Here is an 18,895-nt window from a genome sequence, read left to right on the forward strand (position 1 = left end):
GTGCTCGAAGATCTGCTCCCACTGGTCCGCGATCACGGCGGGCGCGAAGTCGGCACCGGTTCGGAGCGCGGCGTCCTGCTTGGCCAGGCGCCCGGCCTCATCCCCCATGACGCGCTCGAGGGCCTCGGCGACCGCCTGCTCGGTCGCACCCTCGATCCGGTACCCGCACCGATCAAGCAGGGAGGACAGGCCTGCCGACACCGGGATCGCCGCCGTCGGTGTCCCGCAGCGCGCCGCCTCGATCACGGACATGGGCAGCCCCTCGAACCGGGACACCAGGACGTTGCACTGGGCACCGCTGAGCACGCCCGTAACATCGGACGTCCTGCCGCGCAGCTCGATCCGGTCTGCGTGGTCGCAGGCACTCGCGAGCCTCTGGAGGTTCTCGCGCTCGACCCCGTCCCCGTGGATGACAAGCCTCCAACCGGGGTGGGAGCAGGAGGCGATGTCGAAGCCCCGGATCAGGAGATCGACCCTCTTCTCATCGGACAGGCGGCCCACGTAGCACAACTCCGGGGGGTGGCTCCGCTCTAAGCCGCCCGGCCTCACCACGCTACTCGGGTTAGCGATGGCCCCGACCGGGGCGCCCGTTAAGTCGGCGAACTCCTGGGCGTCGTCGGGGTCGAGGGCGAGCAGCGCGTCCAGGTGCGGAGCCGCTCGGCGGATCGTCTCCTCGCTGCCCCACAGCCGGGCTCCCTCCGGGCTCGTGTGCACCTGAGCGATGATGAGCGGGTCGCCGGCACGCTTCTCGTAACCGGCGTCGACCAGCAGCCCGAGCGTCGGCATCTGGGCGAAGACGATCGCCGTGCCGGGCCCGAGCGAGTGCACGTAGCGGCGCAGGCGGGCGTCCCGCCACAGCCTCCACGGCCGGCTGAGCAGGGTCTTGAGGGCCAATCTCGCGCCGAGGGGGCCCGGGAAGGCAGCGGCCTGCGGGTGGAGCGAGGTCCACGACTTGTGGAGGTCAACCTCGAACACGCTCCCTGGGACCCGGGGCACCGCCACCTGTGGCGACAGCGTCATGTAGGACACCTCGAAGCCCCGCGCGGAGAGCTCGCTGGCGAGCTCATCGACCGCGGTCTGCACGCCGCCGAGATTCCCGAGGTTGTCCACGGAGAAAACAACGCGCTCGATCATGACAACCCCGATCAACGGATTCCGGAATCGGGCCGCGGAGGATCGGTTCCAGCCCTGGGCCCTGTTATGCGCCACAGGCCGTGGACGCACAGCACCCGCACATGCTACCCAACGCCTCGTGGCAGCGGCGCGGACGTCCTTTCCGGCCCGGCTGCCAGGGCTCAGAGCTCGGACCGCAGGGCGGCGACTTCGCCGTCGAGCACCGGGGCGATCAGGCCCAGGTCCGCGGCGAGGGTCTCGAAGCGCCAGCGCCAGTCGTTGCGGCGCATCGACTCGTGCTGGAGGGCGCTCGCGTCCTCGGGGCGCCAGAGTGCCAGGCGATCCCGCACCGCCTCCATCCCTTCGGCCGGGGCGTCGACGGGCAGGTCCAGCGTCGCTCCCTCCCAGAGCAGATCGTCACTGCCCTCCTCACGCGGGCGTCTGCCCACCACGAGCGCCCCGCACGCGAGAGCGTCGAGCCACCGCGATGTCACGTACTCCCGCGTCCGGTGCGTGTAGGGCGCCGGCGACACCAGGTTGGTGAACGCCAGCACCGCCTTCGCGCCCCGGTAGGAGTCGAGGACATTGCTGTACGACTCCTCGGCGGTGGCCCCGAAGGGCGGCCGGCCCCCCATCACGAGGCCGCTGCGCGAGGCGAGGTCGCGAAGCCGGTCGTCGTCATCCCAGGCTGGGGCCTGGCGCCCGATCCGCTGCAGGTCGATGCCCCTCTCCGTTCCCCGAGGCCTGCGCCACTCGCCCAGGGCGTCTGCTCCCAGCGGCAGCCAGCCCACGGGGAGGCCGGTCGCCGAGCGCCAGTCCTCGACCACTTCCTTCTCGGTGACGTAGAGACGGTCATACAGCCGGCCCCGGGTAACGGCGACGGGGATCCGGTCGGTCCACCAGCAGTCGATAACCCACCCCGCCACGGCACGGAAGCGCCGACGGACGCCGGGCAGCCTCACAATGGCGTTGAGGTGCTCAGGAACCGCGGCGATGACGATGAGGGTCTCGTCCCCGCGCCGACGCGGCACCAGGAGGCTGAGCTTCTCCACGCGGCTCTGCGGGGCATCGGGCAACACGAGCAGCTCGGCACCGAGCAGGCGCGCAGCCAAGCCCGCCATCGCTGTGATCGGGCCCCAGCCGTGCCCGGCCGGCTGGACATAGGCGATGGTGACCCCGGTGCCGCCGCTCACGACGCGTCCCCCTGCCCTAAGGCGGGCTCCTCGATCCGTGCCCGGGAGAGGCTGGTGAGGGCGCCGGAGAACACCCAGGCGTCGAACGATCGAGCGATGCCGCTCCTGATCCCCAGTCCCATCCTCAGACTCCTTCGCTCCTGCCCGGGCGCGGCCCGGGCGCCACGTCGCTGCCCAGAAGCGTACTGTCCCTGGGCCGCTAGCACGCGGATGCGGTGTCCCTGCCGGGGCGTCCCGCCAGATGGTCAGCGCCTGCGCAGCCTGCGGCCCTCGTCGAGCCCGATCCCAAGCTCCGAGGGGACTCGCCGGCGCAGCAGGCGGTAGCGGGTCCACCCCTCGCAGAAGCCCAGCGCCGTCACCACGCGCATCAACCACTCGCCGCGGGTCGTCGCGCCGGGTCGTGCGAGCACGCGCCATACGGCGAGGAGGCTGCGCAGAAGCACCGCGTACGGGTGCCCGCTGATCGCCCCGGACGTGCGCCACGCATCCCGACGCGTCAGGAGCAGGGAGATCGAGACCGCTCGGCGGCGGTACAGGCTGAGCGGGCGTCGGCCCACATCCCGGATCCTGTACGCCAGCGTCGTCGAGTCGAGGATCGGAGGGAGCAGTCCGGCGTCGAGAGCCCTCAGCCCGAGGTCGTTGTCCTCAGCCCCCGGCTCCAACGACCGATCGAATCCGCCGAGCTCGGCCAGCAGCTCCGCGCGGGCGCCGAAGCAGCATCCCGGCAGGATCGGCCACCGGGGGTCCTGGCGCTCCGCCGTGGGCCTGCGGTACTCGGTCTCCTCCGGGACCGCTGCCCGCACGGCCTCGCGACCCTCGGCGAAGACACGCTCGTTGACGGCGACGAACCCGGTGCAGTACAACGGCACGTCGTCGAGCGCGCGCTGTCCGAGGGCAACGAAGTGCTCACCCACGAGGTCGTCGCCGTCGCAGAAGAGGAGCTTGGAGCCCCGCGCCGCACCGATCCCGACGTTGCGCGCGTAGGAGGCGCCGGTATGCGAGGGCGCGGGGAGGACCCTGATGTCCAGCCGATCGCGCCACGGCTCGGCCGCGGCGGTGAGGTCGTCCGTGGACCGGTTGTCGACGAGCAGCACCTCGAAGGGGCGCGCTCCCTTCTGGCGTGCCAGGGCCTCGAGCTGCAGCCCGATCTCCTGCGACACGTTGTGACAGGGGATGATGACGCTGGTGCCCGGGGACACCCCGGGACACTCTGAGGCGGCGTCTCGCCTCTGCTCGGGCCGCTCCATCGCCTCATCCCTCCAGCCCGGCCGGGACGACGAGATCGATGGCGACCGCGTCGAGCAGGGCGGTGCCGATCGAGCACACGACGGACACCACGAGCTTCCAGCGCTCGCCGCGGTCGAACGGCACACCCAGGTAGTGGCGGTACGCCGCAACGGTGTGCATGAGGGCCCCTTCTGTGGACGTCGTTCGCGCGCCCGTGCCCCGGTCCGGACTGCCGGGGCTCGCGCGTCGTCGTCGAGACTAGTGGCCGTCCCGCCGCCTGACCAAGTCCGGGTCGCGGCTCGCGCTCGTGCGGGGGCGCCGAGCGGGGTGTGGGAGGATGGCCTGAGAACGCCCGAGGAGGAACCGTGGCCCCGCCCGACATTCGACAGACGCTCCACCGGCTCGTTCGGCGTGGTCCGAGGGACGTGGTCCTCACCTATCCCTCCCACCGGGGAGGAAACCACCTCTACTCCTGGCTGCTCGCCGACCGCCTGCGCGCCGATAACCCGCAGACCTTTACGCTGTGGATGCCCAACCAGGAGGCGTGGCTCGAGGAGTTCCCCGACCTCAGGGCGCTGAGCGTCCCGCGCCTGCGTCTGACCGACCGACGCCTACCCTGGCCGGGTCACCGCTTCGGTATCGACTTCTCCCGCGACGACCTGCACCGGTTCTGCCACGAGCGGCTGCTCTCCTCTGAGTCCTTCGGCCGACGGGCGGAGCGTGCCTGCCAGGAACTGGGCGAGGACGCCCTCACGATCAACGTGCGCCGCGGCGACTACTACGGGACCAGCAACGAGCGCGAGTGGGGGATGCGCATCCGCCCCTTCGTCGAGGAGGCCATCGCCCGTCACCAGAAGCAGGAGCCGGTGACCCGCGTCCAGTTCGTCTCGGACGACCTTGCCTGGTGTGAGCGTGAGCTTGCCGCCGCTCTCCCTCCCCTGGGGATCAGCAGCGCCTCCTTCACCCGAATCGGGGACTCGATGTTCGACGACCTCGCCACGCTCGCCGCCTCACGGCGCCTAATCCTGGCCAACTCCACCTTCTCGTACTGGGGCGCCTACCTCGCCTCGGTCCGAGGGACGGACCCGGCCCGTATCGTGGCGCCCGGCTTCCACCAGAAGGAGTTCGGCACGCGCCTGCCCTGGTTCGACGACCCGCAGTGGACCATCGTCCGCGACCTGCCCGGTGGCTGGCAGACCCGCCCGGAGCCAGCGGGCGGAGCCGAGGAAGGATCCGCACGATGACCGCCCCCGGCCTGTCGGTGATTATCCCGGCCCACAACGCCGCGGCCACGCTCCCGGCCGCGCTCGAAGCCCTGTGCGCTCAGGACGAGGGCTCGATCGACGAAGTCGTCGTCGTCGACAACCGCTCGACCGACGGCACCGCAGCGCTCGCCCGGGGCTTCAGCGACCGACTGCCGGTGCGGACGGTGCCGGCGACCGAGAAGGCCGGCGCCTCCTACGCCCGCAACGTCGGGGCCCTGGCCGCCGGCCATGCGCTCCTGGCATTCTGCGACGCCGATGACATCGTCGGCCCGCACTGGGCCGCTGGCATGCGCCGCACGCTGACGGGCGAGGACGCCGTCGTCACCGGCACGCTGAGGTACTGGGACGGCACCGCACCGACGGGACCGCTCGACAGCATCGGCACCCCGGTGACGCCCTACGCCATCCTCGGACACCTCCGCTTCGCCGCCGGCTGCAACCTCGGCGTCCGACGGGACACCTACCTGCGCAGCGGCGGCATGGACGAGTCCTTCGACTCAGGCAGCGAGGATGTCGACTTCTCCTGGCGCGTCCAGGAGCAGGGTGCCGGCTTCACCGTGTGCGAGGACGCGTGGATCCTCTACCGGCAACGCCCGAGCGCCCGCGGGATCTTCCGCCAGAAGTACGGGTACTCCCGCGAGCGCGTCCTCCTGTGGATCCGCGCGGCCCAGCGGGGCCACCGGCTGGACGGCGTTTCCTGGAAGAGCTCCATCCTGCGAGCCGCCGCCGTCCCCGTGCTGTGGGCGCGTGGGCGCCGTGACCCAGAGACGGCCGGCAACTGCGGCGCGAGGCTGGGCGACCTCGTCGGCCTCGTCCGCTATCGCGCATTGCGCCGCAAGGCGCGCGCCCATCTGCTCACCCCTGGCAAGGCAGCCGATCCCGACACGCAGGAGCGCGCATGAGCGCCCGCCCGACGGTCGGCGTCGTCATCCCCTTCTACAGCGAGCCCGCGGGCGCCCTCGCGCTCATCGCGTCGATCCGCGAGGACGCGCCCGGCCCGGACCATCCGGAACCGCCAACAAGGTAACGGGTTAGGAGTGCTGCGGCTCGAACAGACTGGTGACGGAGCTATCGTCGAAGACGGCCTTGACGGCGCGGGCCAGCAGCGGCGCAATCGGCAGCACCGTCAGGGAGTCAAAACGCTTGCTCGGGGCGATGGGGAGGGTATCGGTGACCACGACCTCGCGCGCGCCGCAGCTCGACAGGCGTTCGACAGCGGGTCCGGAGAGCACGCCGTGGGTGGCTGCGACCACGACATCCTTGGCACCGGAACCGAGGAGCACCTGCACGGCCTTGGCGATGGTGCCGCCGGTGTCGATCATGTCGTCGACCAGCACGCAGGTGCGTCCCTCGACATCGCCAACGACCCGATTGGCCACGGACTCGTTGGGCCGGGTGACGTCGCGGGTCTTATGCACGAATGCCAGCGGGGTGCCGCCCAGGGCATTGGCCCAACGCTCGGCGACGCGAATTCGGCCCGCATCGGGGGAGACAACCGCCGTCGCGGACAGATCAACCCGGCGACGGATGTAGTCCACCAACACCGGCTGGGCCCACAGGTGGTCCCAGGGCCCGTCAAAGAAGCCCTGCTCCTGGCTGGAGTGCAGATCGACGCTCATGATGCGGTCGGCCCCGGCGGTCTTGTACAGGTCAGCGACCAGCCGCGCAGAGATGGGTTCGCGTCCCAAGTGCTTCTTGTCCTGCCGGGCGTAGGGGAAGAAGGGGGCCACCACGGTGATGCGCTTGGCAGAGGCGCGTTTGAGGGCGTCGACCATAATGAGCTGCTCCATGAGCCAGTCGTTGACGCGGTCGCCGTGGGACTGCATGACGAACACGTCACAGCCGCGCACCGACTCATTGAAGCGGACATAGGTCTCGCCGTTGGCGAAGTCGTAAGCCGTCGAGGACAGCACCTCGGTGCCGAGCTCCGAGGCCACGTCCTGCGCCAGCTGCGGGTGAGCCCGGCCTGAGACGATGACCAGCCGCTTCTCGCCGCTGGTGATAATGCCGGTCATGACGTGGTTCCTCTCTCGTGGCCGGTAAGGTGGGAGTTTCTGAGCACGGGGCTGCGTCGACTTACTGCCCCGAAGCGGGGGCATCTCCTTCGAGCAGGCTGAAGGGGGCGACTACCGCGCCCGCCGGAATCTCGACGTCGGTGAGCACGGAGTAGGGGCCGACGACGGCGCCCTCCCCGACCCGGGTCGCGCCCCGCAGTAGTACACCGGGTTCAAGCCGAACGTCACGGGCCAGTTCAACCGTGACGTCGACCCACGTTCCTGCGGGCGCGACGACGCCGACGCCCTGTTCCATCCAGCCTGCGAGGGTGCGCCGGTTGAGTTCGGCGCCAAGCTCCGCAAGCTGGGAGCGGTCATTGCAGCCCTCAACCAGCCAGTGGTCGGTCACCGCCAGGGCGGAGGTGCCCCGTCCTTCACGGTAGGCGTGGGCGACGACGTCGGTGAGGTAGACCTCGCCCTGGTCGTTGTCGGTTCCCAGGGTGGTGAGCGCCCTGCGCACATGGGCGGCGTCGAAGACGTACACACCGGCATTGACTTCCCTGATGGCGAGCTGCTCCGGCGTGGCGTCGCGCTGTTCAACGATGCCGGTCACGGCGCCAGTGGCGTCGCGCAGGATCCGCCCGTACCCGGTGGGGTCGTCCAGCCGCGTGGTCAGCACGGTGACGGCGTCGTCGCGCTCGACATGCTGGCGCACCAGCTGTTCCAGCGTGTGCGTATCCAGAAGCGGAACGTCGCCACTGGTGACCACCACCGGTCCGGCAAGGTTCTCCGGCAACGCCGCCAGCCCGCAGGCGACGGCGCGTCCCGTCCCGGGAATCTCATCTTGATCCGCGGCGATAGCGTCAGGCGCGAACCCAGCCAGCTGGGCCACAACAGCGTCGCGTTCGTGCCGCACGACGACGACCAGGTGCTCAGGCGCGAGTCCGCGGGCCGCGACAACCGCGTGTTCCAGCAGGCTGCGCCCGCCGATGCGGTGCAGCACCTTGGGCAGAGACGAGCGCATGCGAGTGCCCTTGCCCGCGGCCATGACAATAACCGCAGCAGGGACGGCGGCGGGGGCGGTAGCAACCACGAGTCCTCTTCTCACTGATTCATACGAGACCGCAGGCCGAAACCGGCCCGACGGGGTCATCCTACGTCGGTCGTTATCCGCGCCCAACCCGGCGACTGGTCCAGCGCAGCCGTCACCTGCGCGTCGGTACCCGACGCCCGCTCCGCCCCCAGGATTCGAACCCGGGCCTCAAGGCTCCAAAGGCCTGCGTGCTGCCTCTACACCAGGGCGGAACAGCAGCCCAACCGCCCATCCGGGGGTCGGACGCCGGCACAGTCTCTCACATCCGGGCGCCGCCGCTTGACACGCCACATCGGGGCATCCCCCGGAACCGCCCGTGCACAAACGCCGCGTAGTATTATCTCACCAGGCATACGGTCCCATGAGACGCTCCCCAGCTGTTTCGATGCCCCGGCAGCTTAATAGCGTCGGGGCCGTGGCTGACGTGTCAGAGTTTTCTTGTTCTCTCCACGCCAGCCGCTGCTGCCCACCGTGTCAGTCCTCCAGCAGCCCGGCGTCGGCCAGGGCCCGCCGCAGGTCCTTGCGGCTGGAGATCCCCAGCGCGCGGTATACGCCGGTCAGCCGCAGCTCAACGGTGCGCACCGCCATGTACAACTCACCCGCAATGTCCTTGTTGCGATGCCCCTGCGCCGCCAACCTGGCCACCCGCAGCTCGACGTCGCTCAGAGGCCGGAGCGGCTTCGCCCCGGACCCGGGCGGAGTCGCTGTCGCAGCGTCCTGGCTGCGGGCGACACGATCGGTGACCGTGCGCCAGAACCACATGCCGTTGAGGTTGGCGAGTTCAGCGGCGCGCGCAACCAGCACGCGGGCCGACGCGCCCGCATCGGCGGCAATACCCAGGTCGGCGACCTCCAGCTGTGGTGAGCGACGCAGCCTGGCCGCACAGGCCATATTCGCCCGCACCTGCCAAATGACATTGCCGGAGAAGACCGTATCGAGCACCAGTGCCGACATGGTCGCGACGGCTTCGGCATCGTCGGCCAGGAGTACGGCCAGCAAACGATCGTCCGGGTCCGGGCATCCCCGCCGGTCCAGCTCCGCCGCAAACCAGCCGGCCAGTCCGGGCACGCGCTCGAGCAGGGTGGGATCGACGATGGCCATGTCGACCACGCTCGACCACACGGGGCGCAGCCGCACCCGGGAGACGGCTGCAGCAACAGCCGGCCCGAGCAGCAGCCCTGCCAGCGAGTCATCACCGGCAGCGAGCCGCGCCGTCGCCTCCAGCACGCTCACCCACAGTTGTTGCGGCGACGCCGCCGAACCAGGCAAGGACGCTGCCGATCCAGGCAGGGCATGGGCCATGGCTGCACGCCATGCGGCCGCCGATGCGGCGTCGCCGAACAGCATGGCCCCCTGGGCTCCCGCAGCCATGCCCATGCCCACCAGACCAACCCGCAGCGGCACCCGATAGCACTCGTCCTCCAGCTGCTCGCGGGCATAGCGGGTCCAGCCGAGGCGGCTGGTCAAGAATGCCCGCAGGGCAACCTCCTGCGCCTCGAAGAACGGGCTCACCTCGGCAAGCCGAGACAGCACCGGCTCCACGCCCACCGGCCGCTCCCCCACCGCGTCATCATGTGCGAGGTACACGCGAATGACCGCCTCTGCCCACACGGCAATTTCTAAACGTGAGATGTCGGCGGGGATATCAGACACATCATTGAGGGAGTCCGCCGGGCGCGGCGCCTCGGAATGCGCCCTGCCCTCGCAGGGTCCGTTCACACGCGCCAGCAAGGCCCGCGCCAGGGCAAGCGTGTCCGCGCCGGCGCCAGCTCCAGCACCCGCTTCGGCGTCGAGCAGGTTGATTGCTGCGTGCAAATACTCGTGGGGCCCGCGCTCCTCACCCGCGAGGCGTTCCTGCGCCGCTAGGAGGATGAGACAACGAGCCGCGGCTACCGGGGCGTCGGCCCCCAGTGCCGCAATGCGCCGAGCTAACCGAGCGTCCTCACTGACGCTGACCCCCTCACAGCCGCGCGCGACGATATAGCCGGCGGTGATGGACAGCTCGTCGGCCGGGCAAGCGCCGGAACCGCCGATGGCCTCCAGCAGATGGGAGGAGGCGGTGAGCGTACAGCCGAGTTGCAGGGCCAGCTGCCCCTGCAACAACCGGGTGCGTGCTACCTGCGCGGCGCGTACCCCGCGATCCGTCTGGGATCGGTGCAGGGCGTCGATGATTCGCCATGCGATGTTGAGGCTGCCGCGTTCTAGCTCGGCCCCGGCAGCCGCGAGTAGCCGATCCCGGTCCTCTACCGAAGCTATCCCGGCCCCGAGGCGATGCCAGGACCACTCCCGAGTACCGGCGGCGTATGCCTCCGCCAGGGCGGCGTGCAGATGGTGCACTGTGTCTTGCGGCAGGGTTTCGACGACGGCAACCGACAACGCCGTTTCCAAGCCAGGTGCGGAGCTTGTGGAGGGCAGTAGATCCTCGGTCCCCGACGGCGGCGTAGCCCCAGTGGCCTCCTGGACGATGGTCGCGTCCGGAACTAGCTGCAGGTGCATGGAGACCAGGGCGTGACGCTGCTCCGGCGCCAGCGCGTGGATCCGCTCCGCGACCGCGCGCCGCGCCTGCGCCGACGCAACGGGCTGGCGGGGCGGTAACTCACGTCCCGCCAACGCCGCCGCGCTCAGTGCGGCGCTCTGGTCACGTATATCGGCGATCCGTCCCGCTGCGCTGCGGGATATCCATCCCGCTACCAGTGGGTCGACGTAAGTAGCGGTTTCGGCGCTGATGAGATCACGGGCATCGTCTGCTCCCAAGTACCAGACAGAAGTGCTGAAAAAAGGCGGGGTCGCGGCATCGGCGACAGGTCCCTCCGGCAGGAGCACGATGACAGCGAAGGGGACGGCGGCCAGGAGGGAGGCGGCCTGTTGCATCTGCGCCGTAGAGACTTCGGTGCCTGACACGGAGGCAGAAACAGCCACGAGGATAGGGCGACGGCAGGCGGCGGCTGCCGCGAACTCGGCGACCGCCTCGGCGCGTTCGGCCGCCGTCGTCGCGGCTTGCACGCCTTGGCACAGCGATGCCAATTCCGCGTGCAGGTCGGCGAACTCCTGGTCCGCGCCGAGTCGCTCACAGACCTGGGTGATGGAGGTGACCAGCAGGACGTCGTCGGCGCTGAGTTCGGGGCGACTTTCCAGCATCGCTCCGCCGACTGCGGCATCGACCTCAACTATCTTGGCGTCTGGTGCGAATCGAGCCACGTCGGCCGCGAGCGCGGGGCCGAGCGACCAGACTCCGGGCACCGACGGTGCCGCTACCAGACAGAACGAGCCCAAGCCACGGCGCAAGCGGTCTGCAATCTCACGTGCAACCAGGCGGCGCTGGTCGGGTGCGGGCACGTCGTCTCCTCTCGGAACTGCATGAACGGCAGTTTCTAGCCACTAACAAGCAGGCGTTACGATAATACAGCCGACGCGTTATTGTGCTGTCATCCCGAAGATGTTCGCCGCCCGCTCCGCCAAGCCCCGCGCATCGCCTACGTCACCGCGTCGGCGTCGGCACCTCTTGGCCGGATATGCGCCGATTATACCGACCGCACCGGGGGCGCGTAACCATGTTAAGATCCGCGCGAACGGCGCGTTCCTCACGAGATGTTTGCCGATTGTTTTCCGCCCGATCGGGCATCACATCCGCCCCGTTCCCTCAAACCGATGCGAGCATGACAACCCATGAGCAGCAAAGCCAGCAAGCGAACCCGGATGAGCGCCACCGAACGGCGCGAGCAGCTCATCGTCGTGGCCCGCGCCCTCTTCGCCAAGAAGGGCTTCGAAGCCACCAGCATTGAGGAGATCGCCAACCGGGCCAAGGTGTCCAAGCCGGTGGTCTATGAGCATTTCGGCGGTAAAGAGGGCTTGTATGCCGTCATCGTGGACCGCGAGCTCACAGCCATCTCCACCACCATCACCGAAGCGCTCAAATCCTCCTCGTCCGCTTCGGTCATCGTTGAACGCGCCGCCCTGGCGCTGTTGACTTACATCGAAGAGTCCTCCGACGGCTTCCGCATCCTATCGGCGACCAACACCCACAGCTCCGACACCTACTCCACCCTGTTGGCGGACGTAGCCATCCAGGTGTCAGGCCTGCTCGCCACCCATTTTTCCGCACACGGCCTAGACCCGCGCACCGCCCCGTTGTACGCACAGATGCTCGTCGGCATTGTGGCTATGCCCTCGCAGTGGTGGCTGGAGAACCAGACCATGAGCAAGGAGGAAGTCGCCGCGCATATGGTCAATCTGGCATGGAACGGTTTGCGCGCCATGACCCCGAAACCCACGCTGCGCGATCACCCGGCGGCACACTAGGAGATCGGGGCGGCCTGCTGACGACCATGCCGTCCCGATCCCACCCGGCCTTGTGGGCCTGTTCACGTTACGGCCCACAAGGCTTGATTCCGGGGTAGCTTGAGCAGCGGTCGCCGTGCAAGAGTCTGACTAGCGTAGGAGTCTTGCCGCAGCCACTCGCTCGCGAGAGTCATATACAACTGTTTATCTGCTTTCAGAACCGTCACTGGCGGTAAGGGAGCGTACTGATGATCACCGGATATCTCCCCGGCGGCTTCGACATGCTGCACGTCGGGCATCTCAACCTCTTGACCGCCGCTGCCACGCGCTGCGACCGGCTCATCGTAGGTATAGCGACCGACGAGTCCCTGCGGCACGCCACCGGCCATGCCCCGATCGTGCCGCAGGAAGAGCGCATGGCACTGGTGGCCGCGTTGCGGGTTGTCGACGCCGTCGTCCCCGACTTTGATCCGGATAAGCGCGTGGCATGGCAGCGCGATCCCTTCGACATCCTGTTCGCAGACGACGAGCTCCGAGGCACCAAGGCGGGGAATCTACTCGAGGAGCAGATGGCGGAGGTCGGCGCGTCCGTGGTCTATCTGCCGTCCGCGGCAACGACCGCCTCCCCGGTGCTGCGGCGTCTACTCGCGCAGCATCCCGACCCTAGCGCCGACTCGCCGGCCTAATTGCCCTCAGCGGCTTCCGCGGCCTGCAGCCACTGATTCTCCAATTCGGCCTGTTCGGCCTCGGCCTGGGTGAGCTGTCTGCCCAGTTCCGCCAGCTCGTCGATATCCAGCTGCGCCGAGGCCTGCTCCATACGCTGGTGCAGAGCATCGATGCGGGCAGCGGCCTTGTCCAGGCGACGTTCGATGCCCGCCAGCTGTTTGCGAGCCGCATGCTGTGCGGCGCCGTCGCCCTGCCGCGTCGGCTCCGGCTGCCGGACCGGCTCCTGCTTGGCCGCCTGGCGGCGCAACTGCAGGTACTGCTCCACGCCCCCGGGCAGGTCCCGGATGGTGCCGTCACCCAGGAGGGCGATCTGGTGGTCGGTGACGCGCTCAAGCAGATAGCGATCGTGGGAGACGACGACGAGGGTGCCGGGGAAGGAATCGAGCAGGTCCTCCATGGCGGTGAGCGTGTCAGTGTCCAGGTCGTTGGTGGGCTCGTCCAGGAGCAGCACATTCGGTTCGGTCATGAGCAGCCGCAGTACTTGCAGGCGCCGACGCTCTCCACCGGAGATCTCCCCTACGCGCGTCCAGGCGCGGTTGCGGGTGAAGCCGAGCCGCTCCACCAGCTGCGCCGCGGTCAGCTCCCGGCCATCGACGACGACGTGTTCCCCCGCCGCGGCGACGGCGTCGACCACCCGCAGCTGTGCCAAAGGGTCGAGCTCGTGAGTGGTCTGCGACAGGGTGGCGACGGCGACGGTTTTCCCGCGCACCACCCGCCCGCGGGTGGGCGCCTGGGTCCCCTCGAGTAGGCGCAGCAGCGTGGTCTTGCCCGCCCCATTGACGCCGACAACGCCGACGCGCTCCCCCGGAGCGAGCCGCCAGGTGACGTGGCTGAGCACTTCCCGCTGCGCCTGCGGGGCACCGGGGGCGGGGTAGACGACGCTGACGTCCTCCAGGTCGAGGACCTTCTTGCCCAGCCGGGCGGTGGCCATGGCGGTCAGTGCAACGGTGTCGCGCGGGGGCGGGACATCGGCGATGAGGGCCTCGGCGGCGTCGATGCGGAAGCGGGGCTTGGAGGTGCGGGCCGGGGCGCCGCGGCGCAGCCAGGCGAGTTCCTTGCGCAGCAAGTTCTCACGCTTGGCGGCGGCGGCCGCCGCCTGCCGGGCGCGTTCGGCGCGTGCCAGCACATAGGCGGCGTAACCGCCGTCGTAGGTGTCGACATGTCCGGGAATCTGCGGGCGGGAGCCGCCGGGATCGACGCCGGGGACGACCTCCCACACCTGGGTGCACACGGCGTCCAGAAACCAGCGGTCGTGGGTGACGGTGACCAGGGCGCCGGTGGCGCGGCGGCGGGAAAAGCGGGCCGCCAGGTGGCGGGCGAGCCAGTCGACGCCCTCAACGTCGAGGTGGTTGGTGGGCTCGTCGAGGATGACGACGTCGGCATCGGCGGCGAGCACAGCGGCCAGGGCGACCCGGCGGCGCTGCCCGCCGGACAGGGTGGCGACGTCGGCATCCATGTCGAGATCGGGCAGCAGCCCGGCGTGAATGTCGCGCACGGCGGGGTTGGAGGCCCACTCATGCTCGGGGGTCGTGCCGTGGACGGCGGTGCGTACGCTCGTCCCCGGGGCAAAGTGGTCGGTCTGGGTGAGCATGACGGCGCGCGTGCCGCCGGCGCGGGTGACGCGGCCGGCGTCGGGCGTGCGGGTGCCGGCCAGTAGCGACAGCAGGGTGGATTTGCCGGCGCCATTGGGGCCGAGCACGCCGATGCGGGCGGCGTCCTCAAGTCCCAAGGTGACCTCATCGAAGAGGATGCGCGGCCCGACCGTGACCCGAGCGGACTCGATACCGAGCAGGTGCGCCATCAGCCCACCATCCGGGCGCCGGCAACCGGGGCGTCGGCACGCAGGGCACCGGTGACCAGGCCGGAGGCGGTCAGGGCGTTGGCCACGCGCATGGCCGTGGCGGGGTCGGGTGCCAGGGCGGCGATGGTGGGGCCGGAGCCGGAGACCATGGCGCGCAGGGCACCGGAGGCCTCGGCGAGCGCGATGATGTCGGCCAACTGCGGGCGCAGGGAAATGGCCGCTTCTTGCAGGTCGTTGTGCAGACAGGCGGCCAGCGCCCGGGGGTCGCCGTCGCGCAGGGCGCCGGTCAGTTCGGCGGGGACGTCAGCCGGGGCGGCAGGTGCGGCGCTGTCCTGGGCGAGGGCATCGAAGCGTTGGAAGACGGCGGGTGTGGACAGCCCCTGCGCGGAGGTGGCGAACACCCAGTGATAGGTGCCGCGCGCCATGAGGGGGGTGAGCCGGTCGCCGCGGCCGTGGCCGACGGCGGTGGCGCCCAGTAGAGGGAAGGGCACGTCCGCACCGAGCTGGGCGGCGAGCACAAGCAACTGGGCCTGGCTCAGCCCGGTGCCCCACAGGGCGTTACAAGCGACGAGTGTGGCGGCGGCGTCGGCGGAGCCGCCGGCCATGCCGCCGGCGACGGGGACGCGTTTGCGCAGGAGCAGGTCGACGCCGTCGGTAACGCCGGTTTCCTCGGCGAGGCGGGCGGCGGCGCGCACCGCGAGGTTGGTGGCGTCGGTGGGGACGGCGGGGTCGGGTTCCTCCAGACCGAGGGTGATGGTGCCGCGCAGGTCCGCGGCCTGTCGACGGGCGGTGACGGTCTCAATGAGACGGACCGCCTGAAATACGGTGGTCAGAAGGTGGTAGCCGTCGGCGCCGGGAGCGCCCGCGGAAAGGAACAGGTTGACCTTGCCGGGGGCCTCCACACGCACCTTGACCATGGAACCGGCGCGAGCCGGCTGGGGGGCGGACTGTCCGCCGGGGACTGCACGTAAGCGACTCATGGCCGTCTCCTTCGGGCCGCATCGGACGTCTGGGCGGCGGTGGTGCAGCCGACGGTGTCGGCGCCGTCATCGGGGCTGCTGCCCGAGGTGGGGAAAGCACCGGCGTCGGCGAGAGCCTGGGCCAGAGCGGCGAAGGCGGCGACGTCGAGGTTTTCACCGCGGGTGGTCGGGTCGACGCCGCTGGCGCGGGCCGCCGCTTCCACTCGCTCGGGGCCGCCCGCCAGGTTCGCCAGGGCATTGCGCAAGGTTTTGCGGCGTTGGGCGAAGGCGGCGTCGATGACGGCGAAGACCTGTGCGCGGGTGGCGGTCGTGGGCGGCGGCTCGCGGCGCGTGAGGGTGACGATGGCTGAATCGACGTTGGGCACGGGCCAGAAGACGGTCCGGCCGATGCGTGCCTGTCGGCGTACCTGCCCGTACCAGGCGGCCTTGACGCTGGGGGTGCCGTAGGTGCGCGAGCCGGGGCCGGCGGCGAGGCGGTCGGCGACCTCCGCCTGCACCATGATGGTGGCCGTACGCAGCGACTCCAGGGCGGCGAGCTGGGTGAGTAGGACGGGCACCGCCACGTTGTAGGGCAGATTGGCGACCAGCCGTGCGGGGGTGGCCCCGCCGAGGGACTGCGGCCCGGTGATGTTCAGCGCGTCGGAGTTAATGACGGTGAGGCGACTGGCGGCGTCGGGCAGGCGGTCGGCGACGGTGGTGGGCAGGGCCCGGGCGAGTACGGGGTCGATTTCGACGGCGACGACGCGTGCACCGACCTGGAGGAGAGCGAGGGTCAGGGAGCCGAGGCCGGGGCCAATCTCCAGCACGGTCTCATCGGGCTGAACTCCGGCCAGGCGCACGATGCGCTGCACGGTGCCGGCATCGTGGACGAAGTTCTGGCCGCGCGACTTCGACGGGCGCAGGTCAAGCGCCCGGGCCAGGGCCCGGATATCGGCGGGGCCGAGGAGCCCGGGGGTGGTCTCGCGGGTGTCGGGTTGGGGCACGGGCGCAAGCCTACTGCCAGCACCCCGCCCCTTCACCGAGACCGGCACTAATAACATGCCGAAACCGGCACTAATGACGTACCGAAACCGGCACTAATGACGCACCGCTCCCGGCGGCTCGGCCACAGCTGGCGCCATGCCCCGCTGGATACCTCGCGCGAGGTCGGCCCTCGGCCGCTGCTTAGAGCAGACCGAGCTTGGCGGCGCAGTGGGGCCACTGTCCCCAGCCGGACTGGGCCTGAAGCTTTTGGGCCATGGCGGTCTGGGTGGCGGCGTCGGCCTCGTGCGGGTAGCCGGTTCCGCCCAGCGCCCGCCAGGTGGGCAGGGAGAACTGGTACAGGCCGTAGAAACCGTTGCCGGTGTTCGTAGTCGGGTTGCCCCCGGACTCGCACTGGGCGAGAGCCGCCCACACCGAGCCGTCAGCAGCCGAGGCGCTGGAGGTGCTTTGCGAGGAGGTCGCAGAGTCGGAGGAACCGCTGGTGGAGGTGGCGGTCTCCTCGGTGTCGGTGGTGTCCGACGCCGTGCCGGTACCTACCAGCACCACCTCATCGACCCGCTCACTGACCACAACCCGAGACACAACCTCCCGAGCAACCTCCTCACCACCCACACTCGTCACCCGATACACCACCCGGGTCACCCCATTAACACCCTCAGTCTCAACCTCAGTCTCACCCTCAGCCAGAGCATCCGTCTCCTGCTCCACCCGCTCAAACTCATCCGTCACATCCTCAGTCACCGACGACACCTCGGTCGTGTCGGCTGAAACCACCAAATCGACGTCGGCGATGTCAGCGTCCTCGGTGACGACGGCAACGGAGTTGAGGGAGTTCATGGCCGCTTCGGTGGCCGGGACGTCCGGGGCGGTGGTGGCCTGCACGGCCGCGTAGGCGCCGCCCGAGATCGACAGGGCCAGCACAGCGGCGATGCCTCCGGCACGCAGTACGGTGGGCTGGAGGAGATCGTTCATGCGGCTCACGTGGTGTCCTTTCCTCGATAGCAGTGGCCATCGGATCGGTGAAGTAGGCGCCGACTGACCGTCACGCTAGCGAAGGACACAAGGTCTCACAATGGAATAGGTCACGATTCGGGGCACGCCGTGGCGACGTCGGGGGAGCAGACTCCTCCCGCGTGCTTCCCGGTGGCTTCCGGCCAGTGAGCCTCTCCTCAGCAACTTCGACCGGTTTCGGTACGTCACAAGTGCCGGTCTCGGCACGTCATAGTGCCGGTCTCGGCGAGGAGGGGGTGTCGCCTGCGCTTGTCAGTACCAGCCGGTGGACTCGGAGTGCGCCCAGGCGGAGCACGGAGTGCCGTAGCGCCCGGAGATGTAGCTCAGACCCCAGGTGATCTGGGTGGTGGGGTTGGTGGCCCAGTCGGAGGCGACCGAGCTCATCTTGGAGCCCGGCAGGGCCTGGGGGATGCCGTAGGCGCCGGAGGAGGCGTTCTGCGCCTGGTAGTTCCAGCCGGACTCGCGGTTCCACAGGCTGACCAGGCAGCTGAACTGGGAGTCGTCCCAGCCGTAGGAGGACATCATGGACTGGGCGATGGACTGGGCCGAGGCAGCGGTCGTGCCGTCGCCACTGGCGGTCGTCGTGGTGGTGGTGCTTGTGTCGCTGCTGGTGTCCGACGCCGTGCCGGTACCTACCAGCACCACCTCATCGACCCGCTCACTGACCACAACCCGAGACACAACCTCCCGAGCAACCTCCTCAGCACCCACACTCGTCACCCGATACACCACCCGGGTCACCCCATTAACACCCTCAGTCTCAACCTCAGTCTCACCCTCAGCCAGAGCATCCGTCTCCTGCTCCACCCGCTCAAACTCATCCGTCACATCCTCAGTCACCGACGACACCTCGGCCACGTCGCCACCGACAACCTGGCTGGCGGTCACGTCGTCGCCGGTCACGGCCATGGCCTGCAGCCGCGCTTGGGACTCGGTGAGGGGGGCAATGTCGGAGTCGCCGAACTGGGTGGCGGCGTAGGCGCCGCCGGAAACCGCGAGCGACAGGGTGGCCGCCACACCGCCCGCACGGTACATGGCCGGCGAGATCGACGTCTTTGCGGGGCCCTCGGCGCGGCGGCGGCCGCGCGACGCAGACGTGTTGGTGAAGCTCTTCGAGGCGAGCGCCCCAAGCTCAACCAGCGTTGTACTCAAGGAGCTGCTCTGGGAGTGACGACCCACGGGGATTCTTCCTAACGGTTGACAACTGGCAGCAACGCTAACTGACGGCTCGCA

General features: G+C 69.6%; 17 protein-coding genes and 1 tRNA gene. 5 read left to right on the forward strand and 13 right to left on the reverse strand.

Features of this window, described 5'->3' with window-relative positions; all coding sequences use genetic code 11:
* From RWX45_RS05295 to RWX45_RS05310, 4 genes are all read right to left on the reverse strand, one after another.
* Positions 1 to 1,134 (reverse strand): glycosyltransferase (locus tag RWX45_RS05295; RefSeq protein WP_316022724.1); only part of this gene is annotated, 1,134 nt, incomplete at its 3' end.
* A gap of 161 nt (positions 1,135 to 1,295) precedes the next feature.
* On the reverse strand, positions 1,296 to 2,306 hold the full coding sequence (locus RWX45_RS05300; protein ID WP_316022725.1) for a glycosyltransferase: 1,011 nt from the start codon (positions 2,304 to 2,306) through the stop codon (positions 1,296 to 1,298).
* A gap of 245 nt (positions 2,307 to 2,551) precedes the next feature.
* The gene (locus tag RWX45_RS05305) at positions 2,552 to 3,553 is read right to left on the reverse strand and encodes a glycosyltransferase family A protein (protein ID WP_316022726.1); all 1,002 of its coding nucleotides are present in this window, start codon (positions 3,551 to 3,553) and stop codon (positions 2,552 to 2,554) included.
* A gap of 4 nt (positions 3,554 to 3,557) precedes the next feature.
* Positions 3,558 to 3,713 carry a hypothetical protein gene (locus RWX45_RS05310; RefSeq protein WP_316022727.1) on the reverse strand — a complete coding sequence of 52 codons (156 nt, stop codon included), beginning with the start codon at positions 3,711 to 3,713 and terminating at the stop codon, positions 3,558 to 3,560.
* Between the two features lie 185 nt (positions 3,714 to 3,898).
* Between RWX45_RS05310 and RWX45_RS05315 the strand changes: the two genes are divergently transcribed.
* The 3 genes from RWX45_RS05315 to RWX45_RS05325 are packed head-to-tail and all read left to right on the forward strand — an operon-like array spanning position 3,899 to position 5,825.
* Positions 3,899 to 4,777, forward strand: coding sequence for an alpha-1,2-fucosyltransferase (locus tag RWX45_RS05315; protein WP_316022728.1), 879 nt, complete (start codon positions 3,899 to 3,901; stop codon positions 4,775 to 4,777).
* Positions 4,774 to 5,700 carry a glycosyltransferase gene (locus RWX45_RS05320; protein WP_316022729.1) on the forward strand — a complete coding sequence of 309 codons (927 nt, stop codon included), beginning with the start codon at positions 4,774 to 4,776 and terminating at the stop codon, positions 5,698 to 5,700. Before RWX45_RS05315 ends, RWX45_RS05320 begins: the two co-directional genes overlap by 4 nt.
* Positions 5,697 to 5,825 (forward strand): hypothetical protein, encoded by a 129-nt coding sequence (locus RWX45_RS05325; protein ID WP_316022730.1) that lies wholly within the window; start codon positions 5,697 to 5,699, stop codon positions 5,823 to 5,825. Before RWX45_RS05320 ends, RWX45_RS05325 begins: the two co-directional genes overlap by 4 nt.
* Before the next feature lie 4 nt (positions 5,826 to 5,829).
* On the opposite strand, the gene RWX45_RS05330 is transcribed toward RWX45_RS05325, so the two are convergent.
* The 4 genes from RWX45_RS05330 to RWX45_RS05345 form a co-directional block, all read right to left on the reverse strand.
* A complete protein-coding gene (locus RWX45_RS05330; RefSeq protein WP_316022731.1) occupies positions 5,830 to 6,813 on the reverse strand; it encodes a ribose-phosphate diphosphokinase in 984 nt (327 codons plus the stop codon).
* A gap of 61 nt (positions 6,814 to 6,874) precedes the next feature.
* A complete protein-coding gene (locus tag RWX45_RS05335; protein WP_316022743.1) occupies positions 6,875 to 7,840 on the reverse strand; it encodes a bifunctional N-acetylglucosamine-1-phosphate uridyltransferase/glucosamine-1-phosphate acetyltransferase in 966 nt (321 codons plus the stop codon).
* Between the two features lie 185 nt (positions 7,841 to 8,025).
* Positions 8,026 to 8,097: transfer RNA gene (locus RWX45_RS05340), tRNA-Gln, on the reverse strand.
* A gap of 262 nt (positions 8,098 to 8,359) precedes the next feature.
* On the reverse strand, positions 8,360 to 11,221 hold the full coding sequence (locus RWX45_RS05345; RefSeq protein ID WP_316022732.1) for a helix-turn-helix transcriptional regulator: 2,862 nt from the start codon (positions 11,219 to 11,221) through the stop codon (positions 8,360 to 8,362).
* A gap of 330 nt (positions 11,222 to 11,551) precedes the next feature.
* Between RWX45_RS05345 and RWX45_RS05350 the strand changes: the two genes are divergently transcribed.
* Both RWX45_RS05350 and RWX45_RS05355 read left to right on the forward strand, forming a co-directional pair.
* Entirely contained in the window at positions 11,552 to 12,184 is a 633-nt protein-coding gene (locus tag RWX45_RS05350; protein WP_316022733.1) for a TetR/AcrR family transcriptional regulator, read from the forward strand.
* A gap of 227 nt (positions 12,185 to 12,411) precedes the next feature.
* Entirely contained in the window at positions 12,412 to 12,849 is a 438-nt protein-coding gene (locus RWX45_RS05355; RefSeq protein ID WP_316022734.1) for an adenylyltransferase/cytidyltransferase family protein, read from the forward strand.
* Here RWX45_RS05355 and RWX45_RS05360 read toward each other — a convergent pair.
* From RWX45_RS05360 to RWX45_RS05380, 5 genes are all read right to left on the reverse strand, one after another.
* A complete protein-coding gene (locus tag RWX45_RS05360) occupies positions 12,846 to 14,690 on the reverse strand; it encodes an ABC-F family ATP-binding cassette domain-containing protein (RefSeq protein ID WP_316022735.1) in 1,845 nt (614 codons plus the stop codon). The two genes, RWX45_RS05355 and RWX45_RS05360, sit on opposite strands and share 4 nt — an antisense overlap.
* The gene (locus RWX45_RS05365) at positions 14,690 to 15,670 is read right to left on the reverse strand and encodes a 4-(cytidine 5'-diphospho)-2-C-methyl-D-erythritol kinase (RefSeq protein WP_316022736.1); all 981 of its coding nucleotides are present in this window, start codon (positions 15,668 to 15,670) and stop codon (positions 14,690 to 14,692) included. Before RWX45_RS05365 ends, RWX45_RS05360 begins: the two co-directional genes overlap by 1 nt.
* Positions 15,667 to 16,710 carry a 16S rRNA (adenine(1518)-N(6)/adenine(1519)-N(6))-dimethyltransferase RsmA gene (gene rsmA, locus RWX45_RS05370; RefSeq protein WP_410050680.1) on the reverse strand — a complete coding sequence of 348 codons (1,044 nt, stop codon included), beginning with the start codon at positions 16,708 to 16,710 and terminating at the stop codon, positions 15,667 to 15,669. Before rsmA ends, RWX45_RS05365 begins: the two co-directional genes overlap by 4 nt.
* A gap of 124 nt (positions 16,711 to 16,834) precedes the next feature.
* Positions 16,835 to 17,623 carry a resuscitation-promoting factor gene (locus RWX45_RS05375; protein WP_316022744.1) on the reverse strand — a complete coding sequence of 263 codons (789 nt, stop codon included), beginning with the start codon at positions 17,621 to 17,623 and terminating at the stop codon, positions 16,835 to 16,837.
* Positions 17,624 to 17,914: 291 nt separating this feature from the next.
* Entirely contained in the window at positions 17,915 to 18,841 is a 927-nt protein-coding gene (locus RWX45_RS05380) for a G5 domain-containing protein (protein ID WP_316022738.1), read from the reverse strand.
* Positions 18,842 to 18,895: the final 54 nt, after the last annotated feature.

The sequence above is a fragment of the Actinomyces sp. MRS3W genome (assembly GCF_032465695.1).
GTDB lineage: Bacteria > Actinomycetota > Actinomycetes > Actinomycetales > Actinomycetaceae > Actinomyces.

What these genes read in the sequence shown, in the direction of transcription:
- RWX45_RS05325 (WP_316022730.1), top strand. Translation starts at nt 5,697, where the DNA reads ATGAGCGCCCGCCCGACGGTCGGCGTCGTCATCCCCTTCTACAGCGAG.
- RWX45_RS05360 (WP_316022735.1), bottom strand. Translation starts at nt 14,690, where the DNA reads ATGGCGCACCTGCTCGGTATCGAGTCCGCTCGGGTCACGGTCGGGCCG.
- RWX45_RS05335 (WP_316022743.1), bottom strand. Translation starts at nt 7,840, where the DNA reads ATGGCCGCGGGCAAGGGCACTCGCATGCGCTCGTCTCTGCCCAAGGTG.
- rsmA (WP_410050680.1), bottom strand. Translation starts at nt 16,710, where the DNA reads ATGTTATTAGTGCCGGTCTCGGTGAAGGGGCGGGGTGCTGGCAGTAGG.
- RWX45_RS05365 (WP_316022736.1), bottom strand. Translation starts at nt 15,670, where the DNA reads ATGAGTCGCTTACGTGCAGTCCCCGGCGGACAGTCCGCCCCCCAGCCG.
- RWX45_RS05355 (WP_316022734.1), top strand. Translation starts at nt 12,412, where the DNA reads ATGATCACCGGATATCTCCCCGGCGGCTTCGACATGCTGCACGTCGGG.
- RWX45_RS05330 (WP_316022731.1), bottom strand. Translation starts at nt 6,813, where the DNA reads ATGACCGGCATTATCACCAGCGGCGAGAAGCGGCTGGTCATCGTCTCA.
- RWX45_RS05310 (WP_316022727.1), bottom strand. Translation starts at nt 3,713, where the DNA reads ATGCACACCGTTGCGGCGTACCGCCACTACCTGGGTGTGCCGTTCGAC.
- RWX45_RS05375 (WP_316022744.1), bottom strand. Translation starts at nt 17,623, where the DNA reads ATGAACGATCTCCTCCAGCCCACCGTACTGCGTGCCGGAGGCATCGCC.
- RWX45_RS05305 (WP_316022726.1), bottom strand. Translation starts at nt 3,553, where the DNA reads ATGGAGCGGCCCGAGCAGAGGCGAGACGCCGCCTCAGAGTGTCCCGGG.
- RWX45_RS05350 (WP_316022733.1), top strand. Translation starts at nt 11,552, where the DNA reads ATGAGCAGCAAAGCCAGCAAGCGAACCCGGATGAGCGCCACCGAACGG.
- RWX45_RS05320 (WP_316022729.1), top strand. Translation starts at nt 4,774, where the DNA reads ATGACCGCCCCCGGCCTGTCGGTGATTATCCCGGCCCACAACGCCGCG.